The 26104-nt window shown below is 47.3% G+C and carries 23 protein-coding genes and 2 pseudogenes; 5 read left to right on the top strand and 20 right to left on the bottom strand.

Going from position 1 to position 26104, the window contains the following annotated elements; translation table 11 throughout:
* Nucleotides 1–6: 6 nt before the first annotated feature.
* The 3 genes from ACHZCY_RS06345 to ACHZCY_RS06335 are packed head-to-tail and all read left to right on the top strand — an operon-like array spanning nucleotide 7 to nucleotide 2523.
* A complete protein-coding gene (locus ACHZCY_RS06345; protein WP_319548220.1) occupies nucleotides 7–513 on the top strand; it encodes a hypothetical protein in 507 nt (168 codons plus the stop codon).
* A complete protein-coding gene (locus ACHZCY_RS06340; RefSeq protein ID WP_319548219.1) occupies nucleotides 503–1264 on the top strand; it encodes a metal ABC transporter ATP-binding protein in 762 nt (253 codons plus the stop codon). The genes ACHZCY_RS06345 and ACHZCY_RS06340 overlap by 11 nt, the downstream gene beginning before the upstream one ends.
* Nucleotides 1264–2523: a metal ABC transporter permease gene (locus ACHZCY_RS06335; protein ID WP_319548218.1), complete on the top strand. Its 1260-nt coding sequence runs from the start codon at nucleotides 1264–1266 to the stop codon at nucleotides 2521–2523. Before ACHZCY_RS06340 ends, ACHZCY_RS06335 begins: the two co-directional genes overlap by 1 nt.
* Before the next feature lie 331 nt (nucleotides 2524–2854).
* Here ACHZCY_RS06335 and ACHZCY_RS06330 read toward each other — a convergent pair whose 3' ends face one another.
* Both ACHZCY_RS06330 and ACHZCY_RS06325 read right to left on the bottom strand, forming a co-directional pair.
* Nucleotides 2855–4078: an MFS transporter gene (locus ACHZCY_RS06330; RefSeq protein WP_319548217.1), complete on the bottom strand. Its 1224-nt coding sequence runs from the start codon at nucleotides 4076–4078 to the stop codon at nucleotides 2855–2857.
* Between the two features lie 253 nt (nucleotides 4079–4331).
* Entirely contained in the window at nucleotides 4332–4976 is a 645-nt protein-coding gene (locus ACHZCY_RS06325) for an OmpA family protein (RefSeq protein WP_205224686.1), read from the bottom strand.
* 409 nt (nucleotides 4977–5385) lie between these two features.
* Between ACHZCY_RS06325 and ACHZCY_RS06320 the strand changes: the two genes are divergently transcribed.
* A complete protein-coding gene (locus ACHZCY_RS06320; RefSeq protein ID WP_205224687.1) occupies nucleotides 5386–6240 on the top strand; it encodes a cysteine hydrolase family protein in 855 nt (284 codons plus the stop codon).
* Between the two features lie 222 nt (nucleotides 6241–6462).
* Here ACHZCY_RS06320 and ACHZCY_RS06315 read toward each other — a convergent pair whose 3' ends face one another.
* Together ACHZCY_RS06315 and ACHZCY_RS06310 are read right to left on the bottom strand one after the other, a co-directional pair.
* Nucleotides 6463–7062, bottom strand: coding sequence for a class I SAM-dependent methyltransferase (locus tag ACHZCY_RS06315; RefSeq protein WP_319548216.1), 600 nt, complete (start codon nucleotides 7060–7062; stop codon nucleotides 6463–6465).
* Nucleotides 7063–7295: 233 nt separating this feature from the next.
* On the bottom strand, nucleotides 7296–8117 hold the full coding sequence (locus ACHZCY_RS06310) for an HD domain-containing protein (protein WP_319548215.1): 822 nt from the start codon (nucleotides 8115–8117) through the stop codon (nucleotides 7296–7298).
* A gap of 390 nt (nucleotides 8118–8507) precedes the next feature.
* On the opposite strand from ACHZCY_RS06310, the gene ACHZCY_RS06305 reads away from it, so the two are divergent.
* The gene (locus tag ACHZCY_RS06305) at nucleotides 8508–8750 is read left to right on the top strand and encodes a helix-turn-helix domain-containing protein (RefSeq protein ID WP_319548214.1); all 243 of its coding nucleotides are present in this window, start codon (nucleotides 8508–8510) and stop codon (nucleotides 8748–8750) included.
* A 496-nt stretch (nucleotides 8751–9246) separates the two neighbouring features.
* Here ACHZCY_RS06305 and ACHZCY_RS06300 read toward each other — a convergent pair whose 3' ends face one another.
* The 16 genes and pseudogenes from ACHZCY_RS06300 to ACHZCY_RS06225 form a co-directional block, all read right to left on the bottom strand.
* The gene (locus ACHZCY_RS06300) at nucleotides 9247–9873 is read right to left on the bottom strand and encodes a thiol peroxidase (protein WP_319548213.1); all 627 of its coding nucleotides are present in this window, start codon (nucleotides 9871–9873) and stop codon (nucleotides 9247–9249) included.
* Between the two features lie 422 nt (nucleotides 9874–10295).
* On the bottom strand, nucleotides 10296–12065 hold the full coding sequence (locus tag ACHZCY_RS06295; protein ID WP_319548212.1) for a P-loop NTPase family protein: 1770 nt from the start codon (nucleotides 12063–12065) through the stop codon (nucleotides 10296–10298).
* A gap of 110 nt (nucleotides 12066–12175) precedes the next feature.
* The gene (locus ACHZCY_RS06290) at nucleotides 12176–13561 is read right to left on the bottom strand and encodes an IS4 family transposase (RefSeq protein WP_319547517.1); all 1386 of its coding nucleotides are present in this window, start codon (nucleotides 13559–13561) and stop codon (nucleotides 12176–12178) included.
* Between the two features lie 113 nt (nucleotides 13562–13674).
* The gene (locus ACHZCY_RS06285; protein WP_319548211.1) at nucleotides 13675–14583 is read right to left on the bottom strand and encodes a hypothetical protein; all 909 of its coding nucleotides are present in this window, start codon (nucleotides 14581–14583) and stop codon (nucleotides 13675–13677) included.
* A complete protein-coding gene (locus ACHZCY_RS06280; protein ID WP_319548210.1) occupies nucleotides 14583–16295 on the bottom strand; it encodes an IS1634 family transposase in 1713 nt (570 codons plus the stop codon). Before ACHZCY_RS06280 ends, ACHZCY_RS06285 begins: the two co-directional genes overlap by 1 nt.
* A gap of 526 nt (nucleotides 16296–16821) precedes the next feature.
* Nucleotides 16822–17796 carry an IS3 family transposase gene (locus tag ACHZCY_RS06275; RefSeq protein WP_319548209.1) on the bottom strand — a complete coding sequence of 325 codons (975 nt, stop codon included), beginning with the start codon at nucleotides 17794–17796 and terminating at the stop codon, nucleotides 16822–16824.
* 62 nt (nucleotides 17797–17858) lie between these two features.
* Nucleotides 17859–18167 (bottom strand): transposase, encoded by a 309-nt coding sequence (locus ACHZCY_RS06270; protein ID WP_319548208.1) that lies wholly within the window; start codon nucleotides 18165–18167, stop codon nucleotides 17859–17861.
* An 805-nt stretch (nucleotides 18168–18972) separates the two neighbouring features.
* On the bottom strand, nucleotides 18973–19053 hold the full coding sequence (locus ACHZCY_RS06265) for a hypothetical protein (RefSeq protein ID WP_394713369.1): 81 nt from the start codon (nucleotides 19051–19053) through the stop codon (nucleotides 18973–18975).
* Between the two features lie 208 nt (nucleotides 19054–19261).
* A complete protein-coding gene (locus ACHZCY_RS06260) occupies nucleotides 19262–19423 on the bottom strand; it encodes a hypothetical protein (protein ID WP_205224897.1) in 162 nt (53 codons plus the stop codon).
* Nucleotides 19424–19916: 493 nt separating this feature from the next.
* A pseudogene (locus ACHZCY_RS06255) lies at nucleotides 19917–20065 on the bottom strand (transposase); the annotation flags it as partial.
* A gap of 319 nt (nucleotides 20066–20384) precedes the next feature.
* Nucleotides 20385–21584 carry an ABC transporter permease gene (locus ACHZCY_RS06250; RefSeq protein ID WP_205224898.1) on the bottom strand — a complete coding sequence of 400 codons (1200 nt, stop codon included), beginning with the start codon at nucleotides 21582–21584 and terminating at the stop codon, nucleotides 20385–20387.
* Between the two features lie 9 nt (nucleotides 21585–21593).
* The gene (locus tag ACHZCY_RS06245) at nucleotides 21594–21905 is read right to left on the bottom strand and encodes an ABC transporter permease (protein ID WP_394713368.1); all 312 of its coding nucleotides are present in this window, start codon (nucleotides 21903–21905) and stop codon (nucleotides 21594–21596) included.
* Nucleotides 21906–22088: 183 nt separating this feature from the next.
* Nucleotides 22089–22733, bottom strand: a pseudogene (locus tag ACHZCY_RS06240) (ABC transporter permease); the annotation flags it as partial.
* Nucleotides 22734–22788: 55 nt separating this feature from the next.
* Nucleotides 22789–23484, bottom strand: coding sequence for an ABC transporter ATP-binding protein (locus ACHZCY_RS06235; protein ID WP_319548207.1), 696 nt, complete (start codon nucleotides 23482–23484; stop codon nucleotides 22789–22791).
* Nucleotides 23481–24635: an efflux RND transporter periplasmic adaptor subunit gene (locus ACHZCY_RS06230; RefSeq protein WP_205224901.1), complete on the bottom strand. Its 1155-nt coding sequence runs from the start codon at nucleotides 24633–24635 to the stop codon at nucleotides 23481–23483. Before ACHZCY_RS06230 ends, ACHZCY_RS06235 begins: the two co-directional genes overlap by 4 nt.
* Before the next feature lie 445 nt (nucleotides 24636–25080).
* Nucleotides 25081–26079, bottom strand: a complete 999-nt coding sequence (locus ACHZCY_RS06225; protein ID WP_319548206.1) for a hypothetical protein — start codon at nucleotides 26077–26079, stop codon at nucleotides 25081–25083.
* Nucleotides 26080–26104 lie beyond the last annotated feature (25 nt).

The following is a 26104-nucleotide window of genomic DNA, read 5'->3' as shown; positions in this document are numbered from 1 at the left end:
GGGGTCATGAGATTTCTACTGGTAGTTACTATTTGGGTTGTTATTGTTGGCGGACTCTGGGGCTATATTGCAGACCGGGATACCAGGCGCCAACAGATCACAGCAGCGACACCGATGGATCTGTCGGTGGAAGGGCGGTTTGTGATTGAAGTTACCCCGACATTTTCCACAGAAAAGGATCCTTTCGCATTAACGACTTCAGATAGCAGTGTACCGCCGCTGACCGTAAAGCTCAATGGAATGGACATAGACACACACACGCAGGAAGTATTACGAGGGCAGACTCTTCGCTATGAAGATGTGAGTGGAGTATTATCCGGGCACAATGAGATCTATGTTAGTGCCAGTCCGCCTTTATCTGAACACACATTGGAGCACGGCGTACGCGTTAAGTTGTATGAAGACAGTACCCTTGTGGTAGATCAGACCGTATGGGCCGATCAGGGAGCACTGGTGTCCGGAACTATCAGCTTTAACCATTCTGCAGACAAAGAGGGCAGCTATGACCACTAACCGCCCCACAGTAATAGAGGTTGAACATCTGACCGTCAGTTATCAGGCCAAGCCGGCTTTGCTGGATGTGAGTGTTAAGATTGAAAGTGATCAGTTGATTGGCGTCATTGGCCCCAATGGTGCTGGTAAATCCACATTTATCAAGGCTGTTCTCGGTTTTGTCAAGCCGGATCTTGGAACGGTTCTTATAAACGGCAAGAGCGCCCAAAAAGCCAAAGGTGAAGTCGCTTATGTACCCCAGCGGGGAGCCGTGGATTGGGATTTTCCGATTACGGTAAAAGAAGTTGCCCTGATGGGACGTTACCAGAAAATTCCCTGGTACACCTCGCCCAAAGCTGCTGATTATGAAGCGGCATTTAATGCGCTTGAGATGGTGCGAATGCAGGATTTTGCCGAAAGGCAAATCGGCGAGTTATCAGGGGGGCAGCAGCAGAGAGTTTTCATGGCTCGTGCGCTTGCCCAGGGAAGTGATATCCTTCTCCTTGATGAGCCCTTTGCAGGTGTTGATGCGGCAACGGAAAGGGCTATTCTTGACGTGCTCGAACGTGCTAAAAATTCAGGCAAGACGCTGGTTGTTGTCCATCATGACCTTTCGACGGCTGCGGAGTACTTTGATAAACTTATTCTCATCAAGCAGCGAATGTATGCTTATGGTACTCCATCGGTGGTTTTAAACGAAGACCTCTTGAGCAAGGTCTATGAAGGGCGGCTGCGCATTTTCAGCGATATTATCAAGAAGGGAGAAGCCTGATGTATGATCTTTTCATTGCACCCCTTGCAGAAACGTATTTTCAGAAAGCGCTGATAGGTGGATCGATTGTTGCGGTAGTTGCCGGTGTTGTCGGATGCCTGGTGGTGCTGAAACGGATGGCATTTCTTGGTGATGCTTTGTCCCATGCCATGATCGCCGGTGTTGCTGGTGGCTATTTGGTTATGAAACTCTTATTTGGTGCAGAAGCACATGCGCCGGGGATGCTTCTTGGTTCGCTTATTGCGGCTATTGCAACCGTGGCCCTTATCAGTTTTGTGTCCAGGATATCAAGGGTAAAAGAAGATACCGCCATTGGGATCATGTATACCGGGATTTTTGCCCTTGGTGTTGTCGCTGTTTCCATCTTCCGCCATTACATACATATTGACCTGATGCATTTTATCATGGGCGACGTTTTGGGGGTTGCCGATAGTGACCTTTGGGTGAGTGCTTTTGTTGCGGCGTTCGTTTTGACGCTGCTTATTTTGTTCTTCAGGCATTTCCAGTTGGCAACCTTTGATCCGGTTATGGCCGCATCCATAGGCTTGCCTGTCCTGCTGATTGATTATGTCCTCACTACCTGTGTATCACTGGTTGTTGTCAGTGCTGTCAGTATGGTCGGAGTTATTTTGGTAGTAGGGCTGTTGATCACCCCGGCTGCAACAGCTTATCTGTTAAGTGATCGCCTTGATCGTATGATGTGGCTGGCCGCGTTGTTTGGGGTTACAAGCGTGGTCGGAGGACTCTATTTATGTGTTTGGCTCGATTCGGCAGGTGGCGGCGCCATAATGCTGTTTTGTACCCTGCAGTTTCTTGTTGTATTAGCAGTAGCACCAAAATATGGTTTGCTCGCCCGTTGGCGAAGAATGCGCAACCTTGTACCTCAGCAGGTTATTGAAGATATCCTGACAACCATATTAAGGCATGGCAAAACAACCCCCATGGAAGTAATCCGACAATATGTGGAGAGCGGCGGCAAAGGCATCAAAAAAGCACTTCTGCGCATGATCCAGGATGGATTGATTACAAGCACTGCAGGTGGCTACGATTTAACTGCAGATGGTGAGAAGGAGGCCAACAAGGTATTGCGGGCTCATCGCCTCTGGGAGGCCTATTTGGATACGATAGGCACACCTGAAGAACAACTGCACCCAACAGCCCATCATCTCGAGCATATAAGTGATACTAACACTGTGGACTATCTCGATGAAAAATTGGGGCACCTTGACCATGACCCCCATGGTCAGCCAATTCCTTGATGTTCGTTTTTAGCTATTTGTGCTAAGTGGTTAGGTGCTGTCGTAGACGCAATTTTGTTGATAAAAGGGAGTGTGAGATGCTAACTAGTGTCTGTCCAGAAATGAGGATTTTCGCTTAAGTTCAAGGCGTGCGGTAAATTTTACCACAGGCATATAACTAATATTCCGAGGATAAAATTTTGAGCACAACGCCGAAATTAGGTGAAAAGGCCATTTGTGGAAAGGCGCTAACTAAAAAAGGACATTATTCTTAGGTTGCCTTTTTGGCTTATGCAGTGCGGGTTGACCGTGGTCAGTGGAGGTCTTGCTCAATAGTTACCTTGATCTCCTGTTATATGTCACCAACTTGAACCTTCTTTGAAGGTAACTGCATGCTCAGCAGTGCCGCAAGTGTCACTCCACCTGCTGCCAACAGGAAACTGAAGGAAAAACTTCCCGTATACTCTGCGATAATACCGGCACTGGCTGGGCCTGCTATTTGTCCGATTCCAAATACAAAGGTGACAAATCCAAACCACGTTGCTGCCTTTTCCGGTCCTGCCAAATCACCCACCAAGGCAGCTATAATAGAGGGTATGCTGAAGGCTACTAAAGAAAAACAGAAGATGGAAAGATAAGCAGAGACAGCAGAGCCCGTCCATGCCGCTAACAGATAGGCTATTGCCTGCAGGGAGTACACAATTATAAGGCTATTTCGCCGACCGATACGATCTGAAATATACCCGAAGAGAGGGCCGGACAGTACGCACAAAAAGCCTCCCCATGCCCAAAGATTTCCGGCAGCCTGCTCGGTGAAACCTCTATCCTGGATAAGGGAGGTTACGATGAATGTTACGTATATTACATAGGTCAATCCAAAGAGAAAATAGAGTATGCCTGAAAGGTACAGAGCCCCAGGTTTTCTACCGTTTTCAGCAGTCTTTGTTCCTGTGGCCAAAGGAGAGCCTTTTCGATGAGTTGGCCGATTACGTACCAGCATCAGACAGATGCAGGCGACAAATAACACAACCCCGCCAAACACCAGCCAGCTTAATTCCCAACCCGATCCAAGCTGATTCATAGTCGGCACAGCCTCACCGGAGATGAGTATCCCAAAGCCATTGCCCATCACGCAAAGTCCGGCAGCTCTTCCCCGCATGGCTGGTTCAAACCAGACCGCGATCAGGCCCATGATTGGGACGTTTGCCAGCGCTGAACCTATTCCGGTGAGCGTGTAGAGGATAATCACCTGATACAGTGAAGACGCCAGGCTGATCAGTATCATTGAACAACCTATAAGCGTTAGCCCATAAAAGATAAGCCTTCTCGCGCCGAGCATTGCGTTTAGGAAACCACATCCGAGCACAGCCACAAGGTAGCCGCAGAAATTGGCCGCCGAAAGCAACCCCATCTGCCCGTATGACAACTCCAACCCTCTCCCCATTGCAGGGAGCATGACTCCCAGGGCAAATCTGCCAAGGCCGAGGGCGCCTAGAAGACCTAATGTGCCGGCAAATACAATTATCCAGCGATAATTTTGAGACGGCTGAAGTGGTAACCCGCTCAATAGTGTCATAGTGTCTTTATTCCTCTCGCAGGGCAGGGTGGTTACGTGTTGTCCCGGAACAGTAAAGTAGCTGTCTTCTTGTTTTATGTCGTCAGTAGCTAGCTCACAATACTTTGGTCAAGGGATTCGCCAATGCACCGTATACAGGCTTTGCAAAGCAGTAACAAAAAGAGGGTAAATAATGAAAAGGTGAAATGGATAATACCTTTTCATTATTGCTGATCTGGTTGCAGTTGTGTTTTATTTAGCGGGACAACACAGCTTACTGAGTTACCGGAATAATAACCACCTCCACCCTTCTGTTCATGGCATGGCTGGAGGAGATGGGGCGAGTTTCGCCATAGCCTACCGCCCTTATCCTATTGTAGGCGACTCCCTGCTGAATCAGAGCATTCTCAACGGAGTGCGCCCTGCGTAAGGAAAGCTGCTGGTTATATTGCTCTGATCCCGTTGAATCGGTATGTCCTCCAACCTCGATCTGCGTCTGTGGATACCTGTTGAGAACAGACGCCATCCTGGCTATCTCGTTGTAGCCACCGGGCAGCAACGCACTGGAATCATGTTCAAAAAAAGTCTCTCCCTTAAAAGTGGCGACCAGCACATCTTGACTGCGCCTGATACTTGCTGCTTCTGAGTTGGCCATAATATTGCGGAGTTCGCGTTCCTGATTGTCCATATAAAGACCTACCTGGTTACCCGCTAATCCACCAAGTGCCGCACCTATTCCAGCGCCGATCAAAGTCGAATCAGTATTATGGCCTATGGCTTGACCAAGAATTGCTCCTACACCGGCCCCTACACCTGCACCAATTGCTGTACCCTGTTTCTGGTTGGTGTCAAGGCCGGCACAAGAACTTAATAGTAATGTTAATGCAATGGGTACGATAACCCCTCTAATTGATTTCATTTGTTCCTCTTTGTCGTTATAAAAAATGGCCGGAAATCCAGCCGGTATTTATGCACCCCGGCATACTAGGAGATATCATTCTATTTGTCTAGCCTGATCGGTTACTTATCGGGCTATGTCTACCCGATGTCGGGTGATGACTTTTGCATTGAGCCGGATCGTCATCCTCCCGAAAAGGGGGAAGGGTGTTGATATAATAAATCACAGGATTCACGAACAGGAAAAAGGAGTCCACGATTGTGATCGTATTCGGGACTGGGGCGATCCTCTTAATTAAATTTCTTGACAGTGGAACCGGCATTAGATAGCGTAAAGGGCTGAGAAAACGATAAAAAGGTAGGGGGTCACGCTGGTCGGCGGTCGATGCGACGGTTGCCTATGGATTCAAACACTATTCGAGAGGGACTTGATGAGAAACAACAGTGACAGCAAGATTCGGACACTTGAAGAAGCTCTCCAGATGCCCTGCAAGCATCGAGACATGGACCAGGCGCTGCAACCGATGGACAACTACAGCAACACTCCAGGTGGTCCAAACAAACAGCCGCTCAGTTTCTGGGCTTCCTGGAACCTGGAGGACCGGCCTCGCAGAATTGCCCTGCTGCTCGATGACTGTCAGGAAGAGTACCGACCATATGCAGGAGGTATTTTGCCGAATCTCACCAAACTTGTGGATACGTTTCGAGTGGCTCAGACAAAAAGTGATGGCATTCGCATAATGTGGAGTGCCTGGACCCGTACCTTTGACGATGGCATCAGCAACGCCATGGATCGTTGGTATGGTCCAAAAGGGCTGCGTCCCGAAGATCCGGAGAACGCGGTGTATGTTTTTAACGGTGCACCAGGCATGAAACCCCTCTCAGAAATTGGCCCGACAGAGGAGGAGGTTGCCGACGGTTGGTTCTACCATGGAAAACATCTGGACATGTTCTGGACTTTTGATGAGAACGGCAACTCCTATCTGGATGAAAAACTCAAGGCAGCCGATATCGATACTATTGTATTGGTCGGTCTCTGGACAGATGAATGTATTCTTAGCACGGCCTACGCAGGCAACTCGCGTGGGTATGATGTCGTGCTGGCAGGTGATGCCGTTGCAACGGCCACCGCAAATCAAGAGATTGCACTCAAGGTTGCCGGCAGCACTGTCGCCAAGGTGGTTTCAACCGATGACGTGGTGAGCTACATGAAGAACGGTTTTGTCACGGGAGAGCCGGGCGCTGTCAAAGGCACAGGTCATCCGGATGGACGAAAAGAAGGCTGAAACATCCGTATTTCTGGAGAAGCCTCTTCGGCACAGCCTTTCATCGCAGGTCTTGGGAAGCATGGAGTTCTTTTCAAGACCTGATCAGACACGCAGAAGAGAGTCTCTCCCGGCGTGCCGTAACCTACCAGAGTATGGTTGCTGCAGGGTGGGGGATCCATATCCAATAGTGGTGCTTCGTGTGCGACGTTGACATTGGCAGAGCTATAAACCGCTCTTTACTTACATCTTGTTTTTCTTCTCTTTTTTGAAATTTATTGTGTAGTTTCGTTTGGTGCCGAAAACTTGGTTTGTTTTGAAACCGCATGAGGTGACAAGCGATGTAAGCTCATCTATACTCAGCTTGTCAGGATCACCCATCAATTCTGAAATAGACAAGATCCCCTCTTGCTTCAAACTTCTGTGGATTTCTTTTAAGTAATTACTTTTATTGTCAATCTCTCCGATAACTGTCACTAGGATCACTCTGTCAAAAAAATCACTTTCAAGATCAAGATTAACCCCATCGGTTAATCTGTATTCAACGTTTCCAATGTTTCTCTTCTCTAGCCGCTTCTTCGCAAAATCTAGCATCTCTTGTTGAATATCGAGCAAGACGAGTTTGCCGTTTTCTAACTTCTTTGCTATATGGGTGCTGAAATATCCTGGACCTGGGCCTATTTCCAGCATGTTATGGTCTTTGTTTATGTCCAGTCGTTGTATGAGTTGTTTGGGAGAGAGAAATATATTTCTAAATGGAATGAGCAGGGTAAAAGCATATTTTGGTGGGAATACACCTTTACCTGAAAAACTATTCTTGAATTGTTTGTCGGCGCTAGACATTTTTTGACCATTGAACGTTTGAAATGGGTCGTCACGAGGAACAGGCGCAGCTTTCTACGTCGGGCGCTGTACCGTTCCGGTTGAATTGGTTGCTTCTGATTTTTTTTCTACTGAATGTTCCCACTAAAATTAATGTGAATGCTCCAAAGCCTATGTTTACCAATCCCGGTCTGTTCTAGTTTTTTTGTCTTTAGAGAAATCAATTTCCAGAGAAACAGTATAGATGAGAGGAGTCAAGCAAAGGCTTGCCCCTTTTGCTCCTTTCCTATTCTTTTATGCATATGGTCGGTTGCCATTGCGAAAATTTCTTCGATCTCTTCGGAATCGGGCAATACAGAGCGCATTTTTTGGAGATAGCCTCTTTTCATTGTCTCTTCAACGGTTGGCACAAAATTGAGATCAAAGACCCAACTGACCTGAAGCAACTTAAAATCATTTAACGTGTTAAGATTTTTGATGTCCACAATACGGTGGTGAAGCAGGTCGTTGATAACCGCAGGGCTGAGATCCTCTCGGTTGTCCAGCCCAAGTTCAATGACTGTATTCTTTTTTCCATGGCTTTGCAGATAATAATTGGTTGTTACATTCCAGATGTCCAGCTTGTCGGCATCACGGATCAACTGGGAAAAAAACAGACAGGTTTGTGTTTCTTTTGCAGGCAGTGCAGCACGATTATGATAGAGAATCGGGCGTATGATCATCTCTTTGAGGTCCGTTTCCATCCCTGCCAGTATTTCTATTTTTTCAATTATGTGGATCCCGAGTTCAGCATGATTGACCGATTTACTGTCCATAAAGGTACGGTATTGGGCATACTGCTCAAAACGACCGATGTCGTGCAGCAGCGCGATTATTTCTGCCAAGCGGAGTTCGCCGTCCTCAAGACCGAGTGCTCTGCCGATGAGAAGGATATTGTCGCATACTCGAAGACTATGCTCTCTTTTGAGTGAAATATTAGCCTGATGTGAAGCTTCCGCCTCCTTGAAGGTGGCAACATACTGTTCAAACCGTGTTCTGATGACCCCGAGGTCGTTATCGTTCACATGGATTTTCATAACGTGGATTCTCTTTGCTTATGCACTTGGAAAAAGTATTAGAGGCGTCCGTAATTGGGAAAGACAAGGGCAAGTTTTTGCTTGATTTGGATTGCGTGTCAGGTGGCATTTATATATTCCATGCGTAGTGGCCTGACCCAAAAAAAGTGAAAAGACATATCCGTCAAGAGTCAAGCAAAAATCCGACCCAATTGCCCCTAATCTATATTCCTTTTATCGCGCTCTTTTTTTCATTTCATTGTATGGTAATTTCAATAATTCACACCTAACCCGAAGGGGGAACTTTTTGATTGAAAACGAAAAACAGACTGTTAATTGTGCAATTACTTTTTAAACAATAATATCAAATAATTGAGTTTGAAATTAAAATTTGTTTTAAAGGAGCGGTGCATGACTAAAAAGAACGGTGTGCATATCCCTTATCCAGTTATGGGGTTTAAGATTGAAAATGACTGGAACCTGCTAATGGCTTGGTGCCGTTATCTTGGATTAGGGTGGCAAGATTTAGCAGCTCGGTCGCATATCAGCCCTTTAACCCTTTCTAAAATGGAGAAGGGTGACAATCCATTGAGCGATGATTTAAAACACGTCGCGTTCGTCATGGGGATCAAACCCGAACAGCTCGTTGATTAGTAAACACCGAGAAGGAGCCAAAGCCCTTACTCAGTGTGTGTTAAATCAGATAGAGCGTAATTCTGGTATATATGCTTTTGCTATAGAAAGGGTCGTTTCTGTGCTCTCTTCAGTAATAATCTGACTTCATGTGTAAACTTGGATGACCTCAATCTTGATTTTAGCAATGAGTAACAACTCACGGGGATGATAACTCTTTGATTTATTAAACCTAAAACCTGAAACTGCTTACAGGTGCCTCACGGAGTCTTCGCTTGCCTGTTTGAACAGGCGCTATTTTTTAGCAGGAAGCGAAGATTCCGGTAACTTATCTATGCGGGAAATCGTGACCGTCAGAAGAGGTAAGCGGCCAACGGGAGACTGCAAGCAATCACGCCATCCTTATCAAGCGGTGAGTGTTCAGGAAATATGTAAACATCTCATAATCAGTTGATGACGAAAGATTTGATCCGGCACCCATTTAGACAACGAGTGCCAGACAACAAATCAGGATTAATCATGATTCCTTGGCAAGTTCCACCGCCTTGGAAAATGCCTTTTCCATGTCGGGCAGATGTGTGATGTCAGGTACTACCTGGATATACCGGACTATTCCTTGTTTATCGACAATAATCACTGATCTGGCAAGTAAACGGGGGCCGTCGAGCAACAGGCCAACTGAGCGGCCAAAGGAGCCTTCTTTGTAATCCGAAAGGTACTGAATATCTGTAAGTTTTGCTTCTTCTGCAAAGCGCGATTGGGCAAATGGTGTATCACGACTGATGGTGATGCGTTTAACCGTTGGCGGTAGAGTGTCACCTTCTTCTCCCAGGTAGTGGGTCTGTGTCTCGCAAACCTTGGTATCTATTGAGGGGACGATGCTAAGCAATAGTACCTCTCCCTTGTATTCCCGAAGGTTTATGGATTGCATGGAAACTGCGTCCACAAGTGCCGTTTCTGGCAGCTGCTGTCCTAGTTGTATACCATTATCAACGAGGGGCAATCTTTTGCCTTGTTTTTCAACGCTGGTACCAGGTGAAACACTTTTAAAGTCAACCGTGATTGCAGCCTGTTTAGGCATGCAGGAAACCAATAATAATGCTGGAATTAATAATATTGCTTTTAGTATCAATTGATTGCCCATAATTAACCTCCTAATTCTATAAATGTTTCGGATTTGCAACGGAACAGATACAAACACTGCATAATGGAAGGTTAATACGCCTGGGACAACTGTCAAATAATCAATCTTGGGTTTTTCCGGATGTAATGGCAAAGGGGTCAAATTTTTGCGTGACTCATCTTGTCGGTTTTTCTAAAAGCAACATATTTCCACTAAGTCATGACTGATGGGAGATATCTGGACTTTTGGAAATCAGAAATTCACAGTCCAAGATTATTCATGAACATCGCTGAGATTGTCTGGAATTATCTTTTTCCAGGAATAATTTTGTTAGTCATGATCTATAGGAGAAATCTGGACTTTGTAACGCCAAGGGCTTGCAGTTGCGCTGCACTTTATTGTTATGATTCTAATTTTAATGGTATTTGTCCACTTGCCATCATTTAGATGGCCGTTATATCAACGGTATCTGTATGAAGTTCTTGATAATCCTCTAGCGATTGAGACAGAAAGCCTCGCTCAATCTGTCCATCACCAATGTAAAACAGCTTTGATCCTAACGGGAAGTAAGTCTCTTTCACGTCTTTAACCTTTACTTTTTCGATAGGTTTGACGTCTTCTTCATCTTCAGAACCAGAATCATCATTAATATGTTCAGAGATAGACACAAACGTCTGTGTATCGTCTGGAAGGTTGTTGCCAACAAATGTCAAAATAGTCTTTAAATTAGTCTCGTCGATGTCTTCTTTGAGAATCGCGTCTAGCAAGAATGGTAGCCTGTGTGCTGTTTTCGACTTCGCAATCAAAGCGTTCAACGCAAAATGATAGGCCATGACAGTCTTGTGAAGTTCAACACCTTGCCGTGGAAAAGAATGAATTTTGTACAAATCCAAATATCTAGAGTCAGCCAACGGCTTAAGTGCTAACTGCGATGTATAATATGAGAATATCTTCTTAAATGCTTTTTCTTTCCTGCATCTTGCGGCAATTGTTTCTTGTTCTGTAACCATAGATCCAAGAGACGTTTTAATATCTGCTAGTTCTCCTTGTGACGTTTCAAGATCTGCTTGCACTTGCTTGTATAATGTAACATTCGCCTTGTTAGCGACCCATTGTTCAAACGTGACACCGTCCAATTTTTTGTCTAAAAGAACACCGTAATTATCAGAAATTTCTTTTCTGATAGTTGTCATTTTTTTGTTAAACGAGTGTATTTTTGATTTTTTATCAGTTAATTTGTCGGTAATGTGTGATTCAAGTGTAACTGTATCATTGTACTTTTGATAATGGCTATACAAACCTTCTAATGAGTATGACAGCACCTGCGTGCACGCTGGACAGCGATCAACATCGTTGTAGCTCTGTTTCTTGATATTTGTCTTAGTTCTTTTCAGGATTTTATGGTGATTCTGCAATAGAGAAAGTTCATTGCAAAGCTGTATGTATTTGTTTCTTGCTTCCTCTAATGAGTTCGACTTTTGGACGTAGTCTTTAATGTATTCTTCAGCCTGCTCACCAAATGCCTCGTCAACCAAGTTTGAAAACTGGAACTCAGCCTTCTTGCTATATCGCTTGAGATTGCTGATATCAGCTGCTAGCCGATCTCTTTTCTGAGTCAGCTTTCTATGCTCTACACGATCGAAGTTGTTACTAATACCAAGGTAATAGTCTAAGTAGTCGTCCTTAAATCCTTTGTAATATTGAAGACTTGAAAACGACTCACGTAAATATATCCAGCCTACAGACTGAGAAATATAATACGGCAAGAACATGCTTTCGAGTGGCGCTGATTTTAGTTCGCCTTTTTGCTCTAGATACAGGGTAAAACCAACTAAATTTCGTAAATAGTCCTTAAGCTTAACGTGTTCGACACTGCTGTCAGCATTGATTCCATGGAATGGAACTACTCGGCCGTTTGGCTCTTTGACATAGATGGATTTTGGCTCTCTGATAATTGTATATTCTTCTTCAATTTCATTAACAGTTTTAGTGAAATCGACTCTGAAGGTTGGCTGGTAACCGAGGATTTCATCCAAATTTCCACTAACGTCATTAACACCAAAAGTATATAATAGGCTCTGAATTAGAGAGCTTTTTCCGGATGTGTTGCGCCCGCTAATAATGTTTGCACCAGGAGAGAATTCATTGCAGAAACAGAGGTTATGCGATTCTGAGCTGACAAATAATCTGTTGACTTTAATAGTTGCACTCATTGCACAACCTCGCCCCGGTACTCTACAAATGCACATAAAGTAGAGAAGAAAATATCGATATTGCTTAGGTTCATACTGTATTTACTTTTAACTCAACTTTCGGGGTTGCCTCATTTTACTGTTTTACCGTTTAAAACAGAGGTGCACGCCTGGTGTGAATTCAGGATATCAACAGCCGTCCCCATGATTACATCAATCATTGATGAAATTATTTGCTCCGAGAATTCTCCTGTAGATCGTATTGCATCCAGGACCAGGGCCAACAGGCGCTTCATCGATTCCAGCAGGCTGATGTCGGCCACCTCATCACAACAGGCATGGAACAGGCTGCCTAGCGTCCGCGGGTCGTCATAATGCCTCTGTTCAAAAGCCAGGAAAATATAACGAGTCATGACAATGGTTGTATGTCCGATGAGGCCATCGTAGTCACGGAGTTGGACCTCACGCTCAAGGTTCAGGTGCTGCTTCGCCATTTTAAAAAACACTTCTATGTCCCAGCGTTTTCCGTATATCCTGACTATTTCCTCATCGGCAAGCTCGAGGTCAGTGCTGAGCAAGGCCAGCCATTTCCTTGTATTGCGATGACGAACAAAAACGACCTTAACCGCCGTTCCCCCTTTCATTTCTACTACAGTGCTGGCAAGGACTTTTGCCAGTCCCGGTTTTTTACGCAAACGCTTGTATAGTTCACTCAGCCGGACATGGACATTTTTGTGACAATAAAGAACGCTTTTGAGATCCTTAGCCATGCAGATTACCGGTATGTCTTTGCTCAGTCTGGCAATCAAGCCGGAAAAGCAGAACCAGCTGTCCAGCAGGAGGTAATCAGCTCGTACTCCTCTAGCCAGAACACGCTTGACCATTTCTTCCAGCACCGCTGGTGTTTTTGTCGTAGCTTCCTTCCGGCGCTTGGAGCCACAGCATCTTTTGTCCAGCTCTTTGGTGGATTCTTGAAGCCGGTTCTTTTTTGCCACTGAGGAGCGAAGGGCGAAATCCAACGGGACAAAGCTCGCTCCATCCGACCAGCCTAACTGCAAGAGTTTAAACCCATTAAGGTAGCGCCTGCTGTTATGGTCAAAAATTCTTGCCAGGAGTTCCACCTTTTTGGAACGGCCGCGATCGTAGACGCTGTCATCAGCAATCAGAACTTTTACCCGGTCATCATTAGTCAATGCATCGTAATATCGACAAACCAATGCACTTAATTTGAGCATGAAGGCTCGCCAATTGTACTTGGGCGATGCCAACAGCTCATAGGCAGCGTCTTTGCCAAAAGCAACATTATCATTGAGCACGATCCCTCGATAAAAGTTTGCTCCTTGGAAAGGAAGCATGAAGATCGCTTGAAAAATTACTAACGGTGTCGTGCCTTTGAGTTTGCGTATTCCGCTGGTATTGAGCAAAGTGCCGATCGTGAAGGTGTCAAAGAACGATGCAATTCGAGATTGCAGCTGTTTTGCCTCTTGTTGTGCTTCGAAATAACTGGTAGTTTCCATAAAAGCTCTTTCTTCCTGGTATTGTTGGTTTTTTCGCAGATCCCAATATACCAGAAAGCGAAGAGCTTTTCTTTTTTTTATGCTATTTTCAGGTGGTTGCTATATATTTTCTGTCATGCGCTTCCAACCCCGAAAGTTGAGCTTTTAATATCAGAAACGTATGCATAAAACATTTCGTCATAACTGTAATGGACCATAGAGTAGTCATTTTCCCTAACGAAGCTTTTGATTATTTGATGTTCGTTATTCTTCATGTCTTTCAATAGCTCAAACGTATTCCTGATGTAGTTTCTATGGTTATTTTGGACACCTATAGGAACTCGAAATTTGCGTGATAACTCCGTAGAGTATTCTCTCCATAGTTTGAATGTCTTTTGCTCGGTCTCAATGACATCAATCGCTTTCTTGATTTCGTCGCCTTCTACCCTTTTGGTGCTGTCAAGTAAGGTAATAATCTTGCCTTGGTTATATACAGCTTCGACTTCTCTGAACAAGCTAAGAAGAAGCTCAACAGCTGCTATAGGGTCTGAAACATGTGGAAACTTCCTGAACATGAGCCCAACCAGAGCATCTTTCTGTTCATTCTTTCTACGTGGGAAATCCACCCATTGAATATGCAGGTTATCGAGTTCATGCTTGTGGTAAGTAACCTTTGCCTTGTTACAGAAACTATCTACTTTTTTGTTGATTTTGTCTTTGATGTCGTCAGGAATGCAATCGTAAGTACACTTACAGTTTTGTTCGTTAAGTAGGTAGGTGATTTCCTTTTTCCCATCTTTCTTTTCACCTGAGCTAGGCTTGTAGTTCAGTTTGATGTCAGTGTTAGATACAAACGTTAGATCATGATTGTAGCTTTGGCATTTAGGCGCTGGGTCGTTTATAAGGTCATTTCCAACTTCCAGCATCTTAGCTATCACTTCAGAAAATCGTTCATTTATAGTCCAGACACTTCCTGAGAGTTTTTTGGCCTGATAAGAATGGATTTCTTCTATGTTACCCTGAAAGTCGGCTAAAGCGTACACTATATATCTACTCCCAAATACTCCAAGAACAGCTTGTCTCTGGCCACTGATTCGGTGGACCATCGATATTCAGCCATGACCGTCCGAACCTTTGTGGTTTCAATGCAGTCGAGCCAGTCCAGGATCTGGGCAAGAGAGCGTTGTGCAAGCCAGTTTTCCAGTTTTTTTTCGAGTTTGAGAAGTGATTTAGTTTTTCCGGTGTCTTTCTTTCTGAGTCTGGCTTGCACTTCTTTTATTTTTTTCGTCAGGAAGCAATGATAGCCCAACGAGATAAATTGTGTAAACTGTCTTCCACGCAGATTGTCCGGGTACCATGTACGAGGTCGCGCACCATCGAGCCTGCCTTTTTGCACGGCAAAGAGTTCTTCGATTTTTTCTCTCATCCGATAGTTCTCCAGTGCGGCAAATGTGTCCATCGTTTGGTTGCTGACAAGAGCAAAGTAGCCGAAGTATTTCTTTGCCTCGGCAATGGCTTCGTCATTGAATCCTATCTTCAGCCGCCCCCCTCGTCCCTTTCTGGAACAGGTTAAATACTTGTCGATTTTCTTTTGCGCTGACTCCGTGAATTCGGTTTTCCCTTCTTCTACTTGCGTTTTCAGTTCAAGCAGATCCTTCCGGAAGGCAAGTTCCTTCTTGGCTTCGTTGTCGGGAGAGTAATAAACATGGACATACAGACGGCGTGTGATCGTTTCTTTTTCACCGGCGGCCTTGCCGTTGCGTGAACGTTCTCGTATACGGTCAAATTGGTGCATTCTTAGCGATGTTGCCCCGCAGATTGACGGATCAAATGGGCAAGTGCTGGACATACCGGCAATTGCTGCACGAAGTTCGTCAACTGTCTCTCGGACCCAGACAATATTCGGATCCACCAGGGTAAGGAATTTCACATTGCGCAAGGCGAATTCCATCATATTTTTCTGGCTGTAGTAGCCGTTATCAGTGACAATCAGAGGTTTCTCCAGGTTGAGGCACTTGAGCTGTGTCAGGGTATTTTCAATGGAAATGACATCCGGGATATTACCGGGTTGTTTGGAGAAGGCCATCGGTTCGCGAGCTTTTACTGAATATAGGGTCAAAAGCTTGATCGTATTGAGTCCGTCGCCATCTTTATTGAACCCTCGCCGCGCCTCCGACTGATTTTCAGAGTAGGTCGAGATGGTGGTTGAGTCGAACGCCAACACAGGAGACTCTCCCAGACGTGCAGCCCGAGCTGAAAAATAACTCTGAACACCTTCTTCATTGCGCCCAACATCCTTAAACAGCTTACCATACACGTCTTCAGTGATTGCTTCGCTGTATGGAAGAGGGTGCATCACCTGCCAACTTTCAAGGCGCGGGAGCGTATTACCGCCGGAACCGATCCAGTAGCGTGCGATAGAAAGCATCTTCTCCGCATCACCCTCGCTGAATGAAGAACACACATCATCATCGATGCCGGAAACCCTACCAACCCATTCCAGGATGTCCGTGAGGCCTGTGTGCCGACGTGTTGCATCGACAACGTCTCTGTCGCCTTTACGTTTTTTAGGACGAGTCGGAACAATATCTTGGGTCCCTGCCTTGATTTTTCCTTTGAGCTTCTGACTGACCGTGTAGGTCTTTCTGGTCTTTTCATCGTAGGCTGTAATCCGTTCATAGACGTAAATATCGCCATTCGGTCGCTTTTCACGCCGTTCACCGACATGATTTTTTCCTGTTATTGGCTTAGCCATGCATGATCCTCCCTTTTAAGTGCGCGTATGGATACTAATACGTACACGTTTAAAGGCAAGAAAAAAGCACGGTATTTCAACAATGCCGTGCTCATAGAGTAGTGCTTTCTGTTTAAAGTGTGCGCTTTAGCCGATTTTCAGGATGTTACTGCGGCAATTTGTTCTGTAGCAGAAAAGGAAGTCGTCATGGTGTTCAATGCACAGGAAAAACTCTCTTCCTTTGAAACGGTCGTAGTCATTAAGTAGCAAGTACAACGCACAATTACGTTGAAACTCGAAACCTAGCAAAGCATCTATACCGGCGTTCGCTGCCTTTTTCCTTTTGGTCAAAACTTTACCTTTCAAAAGCTAGAATATTTGGAGTTACTTTAGCCCTATGTGTTTTGCTTCAGCTGGAACTGGAATTTTAAGCCTGTTGAGTTAGTTGGTAATAGCCGGATTGTTGCCAGCTAATAAAAGCCTTTTTGTTGGAGCCCCGTCGGAGACGCCTCTCCGTCATCGCCACCTTCAGGTCCAGCAAACGAGATTAATTTGGCAAGGCTGCGAGCTTGCGAGCACCCGTAGGGCTTGGCCTTGCCAAATTAATCTCGTTTGCTACGGGGGTACAACTTAGTCGTCGCCGTCTCTTGGCTTTTCTAGCCGCTCTTGCGTTTTCCAGCTTGCTATCTCGATCTTTTAAAATTTGTTTATCCCGCCCCTCAAGCATAGCCTCCGGCGTAATATAACCGATGGCGCTGTGTAGTCGAACTGTGTTGTAATGGCGAACAAAACCGGCAATTACCTTTCGAGCATCTTCAAGAGATAACAGAACTCCTGGGCGGATACATTCTGTCTTCAATGATTTGTGCCATCTCTCTATCTTACCGTTGCTTTGAGGGTAGTAGGGAGAGGTCCGAACATGTTTCATTCCTGCGATACGAATAAACTCCTTGAAGTCTTTGGCAATGAATTGGGGCCCATTGTCTGAGATGATTCGTGGAGCAACATCAGGAAAACGTTCACGCCCTCGTTGGATAATTATTTCAACTTCAGCCTCTGTCATGGTCTCCCGGATCTCCCAATGGACAATATAACGGCTACAACCATCCAAGATACTGCAAAGATAATAAAAAGTTCCGCAAATATTGATATGAGATATGTCAATATGCCAATGCTCATGTGGCTTGAGAGGCTGCACAAATCCAGTCCCTTTCTTGCTCGGCTTGGCGCCCCAGCGCTGAAGGAGCCCTGCTGAGGACAGAACCCGGTAGACAGAACTGGGGCTAACTGCAACGATGTCATTATCAAGCATCATAAAGGTTAGTCGCCGGTATCCTTCAAGTGGATTTTTATCATGAAAGTCGACGATAGCAGCCTTTTCCCACTCTTCAAGCCAAAAATCGCGAGGGACCTGGCCGTTGTGCTCATTACTCTTGCCGTAGCGTTCTTTCCAGCTATAAAATTTACTGGCTGATATGCCAAGCCACGCTATAAACAGTTTGAATGATAATTCTGTTTTCATAGCCCAATATTTGACAAAATCAACACAATTGTCTCGAATGTCATGAGGAACCCACTTGCCTTTTAAATTTCCCCAAGATTTTTTTTTAATTTTAGATGGGCTTCCATGAGTTCAGAGACCACTTCGTTTTTGTTCGCAAGCTTCTCCTCGAGCTCGCGTATACGGCGCTCTTGACTGCTTTCTTTGGATTTTCGTTTAGTGACAAAAGCCGCTGAACCGTTTTCAAAAAACTGTTTCTGCCAGCGGTAAAATACCGCTGGAGAAAGGTGATGTTGATCACATACATCTGATATCGGCACGTTGTCCACCAGATGCTGCTTTAAAATAAATACTTTTTCTTCTGGGGTGTATTGTTTTCGTTTCTTGGTCATGAAATATTCCTCCGTATGAGTAAACTAACTCAGACGGTTGAAAATTCCAATTCACGCTGAACCAGTACATATGCACTTACTCAAGTTATCAACTTCTTTCCCGCTAGCTCCGTATTTCAGCATGCCTTCATAAATCAAAATTACCGAGGGGATGCTGTTGGGGACTGGTTAATAAGCATCCTAGTGATTCTATATAGAATGTTGCTATCATCCCCTTATTTGATTTGACATTCATCAATGTCTCGGAAGTCAACATATTTCCACTAAGTCTTAACTCCACACTTAGCATCAGTCTCTTGTGCTGTGACAGAGTCACCTGGAGGGATTGCAATCATTGGATGGTTTTGTGCAGAACTAAGCAACGATCGAATTGCCCCTTGATCACAATGTAGTATCTGGAAAAATGTTATGTGAGTTCAAGCGTTTATGTCGTACTGCTGGGTGGCTAGAGTTTCAAGGCAATAGTTGAGAAACGGTCAGTGCAGATGGTCTGGCTGCCTGGCTGCCCTTCAGCATAGATGAGAGGGGACGGATTGAGTTACAGAAACCAGATTAAGGAAGTGGGGGTCACAACCACCAGCACCAACCCCAAACAATCCCTGCCTTGATTGTTGCTTCCCTTATTCTCAGTATCCACAAGAAGGGTGCAGTTAAGAGCACCATTTTCATCTAAGATGTTTTCATCGAAGTCATCAATGATAGCCCGGTGCATAAATCTGAATTGGCAATTTGCTGACACTGGTGCCATTGCTATCAACACCCTGCGTCTTACGTCACCACCGTCAGTGCTGTCAGTAAAATTCCATTAATCACATTTTTCTTGCCAAATCAGATTCACCCACCCAGGATTATCAATAAACGGGTTTCGGTTTCCCTGTAGCTCCATAACCCGGTCATTTCTGCGACGCTTAAAATCTGTAGGCCTGAACATATTGTTCTATTCAACCAATGTGCAGAGGTCACCAATCCAGGGTTCTTTTGCACGTCATTTTTATCTTTTAGGTACAGGTCAGGCATTTTTTCATAGAGACATTAGTCTGTAGCAACATGATAATCTGCTTGGGGTAGTCACTAATAATCTCCTGACAAGTGTTTCAGGCAAAATATCCAAAAGACTTGGGCATGCCTTCCTCATTAACCCTTTTTTTTCCGACCTTACCCAGCTTGTTTCGATATATTGTCATGCCATAGCTTACCAATATGTGTCGCCACATCCACTGCACCACATCAAGATAATTGGGGTTTCTCAACAGCATCACTTTGTCCGAGTAACCTGCTTGAATATTGGTTAAATAACGTTGATCTGCGAAGTGCCGGTAATTCTTCGGGGGATTTATCCACCCCTCAACTTCTCTGACAACGAATTGGCCCAATCAATACGAACTGTCAGGTATCGCGCCAAGGTGAACAGTTTTAACCGGGTCGGACCAGGCTATCGTGCTGAATTACTGATGTTTAAATCAATGAAATAGCTATTGTCTGGCCTTACAGTACTCTTTTTATCCCTAAAAAGGCTATTGTAAGGAGCTGAAGCCTCCTTCAGAACAATTCCTTCTTTTTCTGAGACAATCGAGCGCCCTTTCGCTCGTAAGCCAACTTTCTGGTGTATCTTTTTTACAAAGTTCTCGCTTCGGACAGCAATTGATTCACTCCAAAGGCTCTTTCTTTTTTTAATATCAGTTTGTAATTATGCCTCCACACAGTAGTTATGTTCTTGCTGGAAACACGCATGATATAGTTGAGTATTCACAAGCCGTATCGTTTTTTTTGCTTCAAAAAGCCAGTGACGCCATCGTTTCCTGTCTTTTTTCAAAACGGAGCAGAAATTCTTGCTTATGACACCTGTGAGTGATGTGCCGGGCGAGTCCGGGAAGGTAGTGTCTGTGCATTCCTGGCATAAAAGGAATCTGTTTTTAGTTGTTTTGCAGTAAAAGAATAATTTTTTAGAAGGTTTTTTTTGGGGGTAAAAAAGAAAATTTTAAGGATGAAAGATGGGTGTCTTGATGAATTTTATAACGCCAAAACAAATGATTACTTTGGTCCGACCTCCTTCTTCCTTCTTCAGCTGTGCGGACAAACATGATCTATACCCATGCGGTGAAAAGTAGGCCAAAGAAGGACGTAAAGAGCCCACTTGATTTTTAAGGTTTATGTTCTCGTGCCAATGCTAATCACCGTACTGTAATTTAAGAGCTGAATGTGCTAGCCGTTATCCAGTTATTCAGAGCGTAATGCTTCCAGAGGGTCAAGCCCGGCGGCCTGCCGGGCGGGGATGATGCCGGCAACAACGCCGATGCCCATGGCCAGTAGCTCGGCCAAAAAGACAAAGCTCCACGGGGTATGCACCGGCAGCAGCGGCACAAAGGTGTGGATGAGCAAGGCACAGGCAAGCCCCGCAGCCAGGCCGGCCGCCCCGCCGAGGGCCGCGAGCAGGGTTCCTTCCAGGAGAAAGATCAGCAGGATCTGCGCGCGCGTCGCCCCCAGGGCGCGGAGCAAGCCGATTTCACCAGTCCGTTCGCGCACGGCAATGGTCATTACCGTGAAAATGCCCACACTGCCCACCAGCAGAGAAATGCCGCCCAACGCTCCCACCGCCACGGTGAGCATGCCCAGCACCGAACCGAGCACATCAAGCATCTGCTGCTGGGTGGTGATGGTGAAATCCTCCTGGCCATGGCGCTGCAGCAGCACCCGCTTGATAGCCGCCGCCATTTCATCGGCGTCCGCGCCTTCCTGGTAGAGGACATCGATCTCCATCAAGCCGTCGCGATTGAACAGATCCAATGCCCGTACCGCTGGAATGTACACGGTGTCATCCATATCAAAGCCGAGGATCTGCCCTTTGGATTCCATCACCCCGATGACCCGCCCGGGCTGGTTGCCGATCTGGATACGCTGGCCCAGTGGATTCCGACCGGGAAACAGTTCCTGCCGGGTCTTATAGCCAAGCACCACATAGGGCCGGGCACTGCGGGCATCGTCCGGCGGCAGAAAGCGACCGCTTTTCACCTGCATGCGAAAGGCGCGATCCATATCCGGCCCAACTCCGTAAATAGTGATCCGCCGGGTGCGGCCATTGGCCTTGACCTCGGCATTGCCCTGGACTAAGGGCACCGCTGCCTCGACCCGGGGGATCTGCGCCAAGGCATCGCAGTCATCCAGGGTGAGCAATCGTTCGGAACCAATTACCCCGAGGGACGTGCCCATGGTGGTGACCTTGCCTGGATTGATGGCGATCAGATTGGTGCCAAACTGGGTGAATTCGGTCAGAACAAACCGCTGCAGCCCCTCGCCCATAGAGGTGAGCAGGATGACCGCGGCAATGCCCACGGCAATACCCAGACCGGTAAGGAACGAGTGCAGCCGTTTGGCCCGGATGGAAGTGGTGACGAAATGTACCTGATCCCAGAGATCCATAGGCTCGCCTCAGTGTTTAGCCAGCGCCTGGATGGGATCAAGGCGGGCGGCCCGACGGGCGGGCAGCAGGGAAAAAATAAACCCGGTGCCCAGGGCCGTACCCAGGGCGGCGGCAATGGCCCAGGGCGGCGGGGTAGTCTGCAGGGTCGGGTAGAACTGAACAACCAGCCAGGAACCGGCGAAACCGAGCGTCATCCCGATCAAACCGCCGATGGTGGAGAGCAGCAGGGCCTCGGTCACCACTAGCAGCATGATCTGCAATTGACTGGCACCCAGGGCCTTGCACAGTCCGATTTCCGCAGTCCGCTGGGCGACCGCCATCAGCATGACGTTCATGATCAGAATTCCGGCCACCACCAGGCTGATCCCGGCAATGCCGGCCACAGTCAGGGTGAGCACTCGGAAGATTTTGTCAAACGTGGCCAGCACCGAATCCTGGGTAATGATGGTCACATCCTCCTCGCCATAATGCCGTTTGGCAATGGTGGAACTGATGTGCTTCTTCAGGCGATCCAGGACATCCAGATCCTTGGCCTCAATCAGGATACGGAACAGGCCCTCGGTGTTGAGCAGCATCTGGGCAAAGGCCACCGGCACTATCACCAGTTCTTCGGTATCCAGCCCCAGGGAGCGTCCCTCCGAGCCGAGGATGCCGATAACCCGGCAGCGGAACCCGCCGAGCCGTACCATTTCCCCCAGCGCGTTCTGCGTGCCGAACAGTTCCCGATAGACCTTGGCACCGATTACGCAGACAGGCCGGGCTATTTCCATATCCTCATCAGGAAGAAAAACACCCCGCTCCATGGTGAGATGATGAATCTCAAGGATTTGCGACGTGGAACCAATCAGCGGCACCTGTCGTTCTTTGCCCCGCCAGGCGATGCTCAATTCGCCGATATTGACCGGGGTCAATCGGCGGACGGTATCACCCCGCATAAGCGCTCTGGCGTCGCCCAGGGTAAGATCGCGCGGGGTTTCGCCCACCAGGGTGGCCGGGGTATTGGAAGCAGTTTCCGTGCGTCCTGGAATAACGATTACCAGATTGGTGCCCAGTGAGGCAAACTGATCAACAATGTACAGACGGGCACCGTTGCCGATGCCGGTTAGCAAGACCACCGAGGCCACGCCGATACTCATGGCCAGCAGCATCAGCAGGGTACGGACCCGATTGCTGCCGAGGCTATGCATGGCAAAGCCAATGGTGTCAAGGGGCCGCATGGCTGGCTCCACGGAGGCTATCGGCTGCGATTTGGCCGTCCACCACCCGAACCTGGCGCCTGGCCCGCCTGCCGATTTCCGGATCATGGGTCACCACCACCAAGGTGAGGCCCTTGCTGTTCAGCCCTTCCATTAATTCGACGATTTCAGCCCCGGAATGGCGGTCCAGGTTCCCGGTGGGTTCGTCGGCCAGCAGCACCGCAGGCTCGTTGATCACTGCTCTGGCAATCGCCACCCGCTGGCGCTGCCCTCCGGAGAGTTCGTCCGGGCGATGATTGCTCCTGGCAGCCAGCCCGAAGGCCTCGATCAGACGGGTGCTGCACGCCTGCCGTTCCTTGCTCGGTACTCCGGCCAGGAGCAGGGGCAGCTCAATGTTTTGCTGGGCAGTGAGGCGGGGAATGAGATGAAAAAACTGAAAAATAAAACCGATTTTGCGACTGCGGGTGGCCGCCAGTTGATTGTCGCTGAGGCTGGTGACATTTATCCCTTCCAGGAGATAGGTACCGCTGTTGGGGGTATCGAGCAGGCCCAGGATATTAAGCAGGGTCGACTTGCCGGAGCCGGAAGGCCCCATGATCGACAGGTATTCGCCCGGTTCTATGGTCAGAGATATCCGGTCCATGGCCCGCACCTCCTGCCCCCCCACGTTGAAAATACGGCTGACTTCACGCAGTTCGATCATGGCGTGGCTGCCTGCTGTTCCATCTGGACCAGCACCCCGTCGGCCAGTCCCTTGCGGTCAATGGTGGTCACCACCCGATCGCCCCTGGAAAGGCCCGAAGTGACTTCAGTAAACTTCCAGTTGCTCAGGCCGGTGGTAATTTTTCGGCGCTCGATGCGGTTCTTTTCCGGCTGGACACGATAGACATAGCTCTCTTCCAGTACCGCCTCGCTGGGGATGCGGAGGACATCCGCGCGGGTATCGATGATAATCTCCACATCGGCACTGTAGCCGGCCAGCAGATTTTCCGGTGCGGAATATTCGGTAAAATCAGCCTCGATCTCCACAGTGCGTGCCTGTTTGGCCACTTCGAGCACATACGGGGCAATACTGTGCACGCGGCCCGGAAAGGTCTGTTTGGGAAAGGCGTCGAGACTGACTCGAACTTCCATGCCTGTCCGTACCTGGGCGGCATCGATCTCGTCAATGGGTGCCGTGACATAGAGCGATTGCATATTGATTAGGTCCACCGCCGGCAGGGTGGCGATTCCCGGCGGGGAAGGGGTGAGATATTCGCCGATCTCCCCGTTGACTTCGGCAACAATGCCGTCAAAGGGGGCGGTGAGAATAGTCCGCTCCACCATGGCGTCGGCTGCCTCCACCTGGGCCACACTGACTGCTCGCCGGGCCTTGGCTGCCTCGCAACCTGCTTTCCGGGCCTGGGCTGCGGCAACTGCCTCATCATACCTGGCTTCAGAGGTGGCGCGGGTCCCGCGTAATTCCTTTTGCCGTTTGGCCTGCCTTTGGGCAAGATCGGCCATCAGACAAGTTTCTCGAACCGTGGCCTCAGCCACCAGCACCTCGCTTTTGGCCAATTGCAATTGCGCCTGCAGATCCTTGTTCCACAGGGTGAGCAATACCTGCCCTGCCTTGACCACATCCGACTTACGCACGTTGAGGGTGGCAATCTGGCCGCCTGTCGCAGGAGTCAAATTGGCTCGATTGCGGGCCTTGATCGAACCGGCTCGCGTATTGGCTACCGTAGCCTCCACCACACCGCTGTCCACCGTCTGTGCCGTAACATTGATCGGCTTTTCCCTGGTCAGGTAGCGGTAGCCGAAAAAGAGGCCGACAGCAATGATCGAAATGCTGAGCAAATAGGCTTTTTTCATGAGTTTGAGATGGTGCTTTCCTCTTGAATTCTGGCAATGGCGAGGGCCTTTTAATGGGGGACCCTTTTTTTCTTTTTGTTATTTGCCCTTCACCTCCATTTAGATAAGTAGTGGATAAACCTCAAAGGTTTAATGTAATTATAAATCCTACAATTACCCACAATTTTAATGCCATTACATTTAATATGTTGTGATTTTTTTCGTCTAATCGCGGTGCTGACCCGCGCCGTGGGCAGCGCAAGCAAGTGTAGCTTGGTTGTGATGTTTACTATGTCGGGTCCAGTTTTTTGTGTACGCCCGGCATGGGCGTGAACTTATGGGGTGCAAATTCCCTGTATGTAAGCCCTGTTACTGCCGCGATGCCAGGAACTTAAATACTAGTCGAAAGCAAGGTTGAGCTTATAAGAAAATATACCTGTCCCCTTTTTGCTCGTTCGACTGTGTCCTATTGCAAAGTCCGCAAATCATTAAAGTTGAACGTCCATTTTGGCTTTTCCGGCGAGCGGGTTAAAGTGTCATTCTGTTTTGCGGGGAATCCCTCTAAAATAGAATAATCCGGAAAGGTGGCTCGCTGTTTCACAAGGGTTCCTGCCTTAACAATGGAATGTTTACCAACCTTGCTGGAATCACAAACGATGCTTCCAGGTTCTACCACCGTGCACTCTCCAATTTCACAACCATGAATCATACAACCGGGACCAATAATGACATGGTCCTCAAGAATCAATTGATTATCAGGTAAAAGATGTAGAACGGTATTTTCTAAAATTTGAACGTGATTGCCTATTCGAACGGGACCATGAGAATCCCCAATGATTTTCACCCCTGCTCCAATAACGCAATGTTCTCCAATAATCACATCGCCGGTGATCTCTGAAGAATCAAAAAGGAATGTTGTGTCTGCGATTTGAGGTGATTTGTTTTTATACGAATATACTTTTCCCATAGGTTTTCCTTCCGTTAATACCAACTGAACAATTTGGTCCGCTCTCTCGGACAAGGAAATATCGCCTCCTCGCATTCGCGAGATCATGGCCTGGTCCTCCTCTGTTAACGACCGAATGATTCGCCCGGGTCGCCCCACCACCACTGAATGCTCAGGAACGACCATGCCCTCTGGAATAAGAGTTCCCTCGCCCAAGATACAACAACTTCCAAGGGTGGAACCTGGCATCAAAACACAACCATTGCCAATTTCACACAAATCGCCAACCGTAGCGCCAATGATAAGGGTTCGGTGTCCAAAAACGACTTTGCGGCCCACCGCTGTTTTCAATTCAGGGTGTCCCACAAGGACACAATTTTCCAATACAGCACTGTTATGGCCAATAGCGATCCCTTCAGCCACTGATCGTAGGATTGCTCCTTGAGCAAGGTACGTTTGATGTCCCAAATGAACAGAGCCATATAGGGATGCTGAGTCTGCTTTTGTAAAATTGTTCATTTTTTAATTTCAAAAATGGCTTATG

The organism is Desulfogranum marinum, from assembly GCF_963675105.2.
GTDB lineage: Bacteria > Desulfobacterota > Desulfobulbia > Desulfobulbales > Desulfobulbaceae > Desulfogranum > Desulfogranum marinum.
The sequence above is the reverse complement of the archived record's forward strand: the minus strand, read 5'-3'. Positions and strand labels throughout refer to the sequence as shown.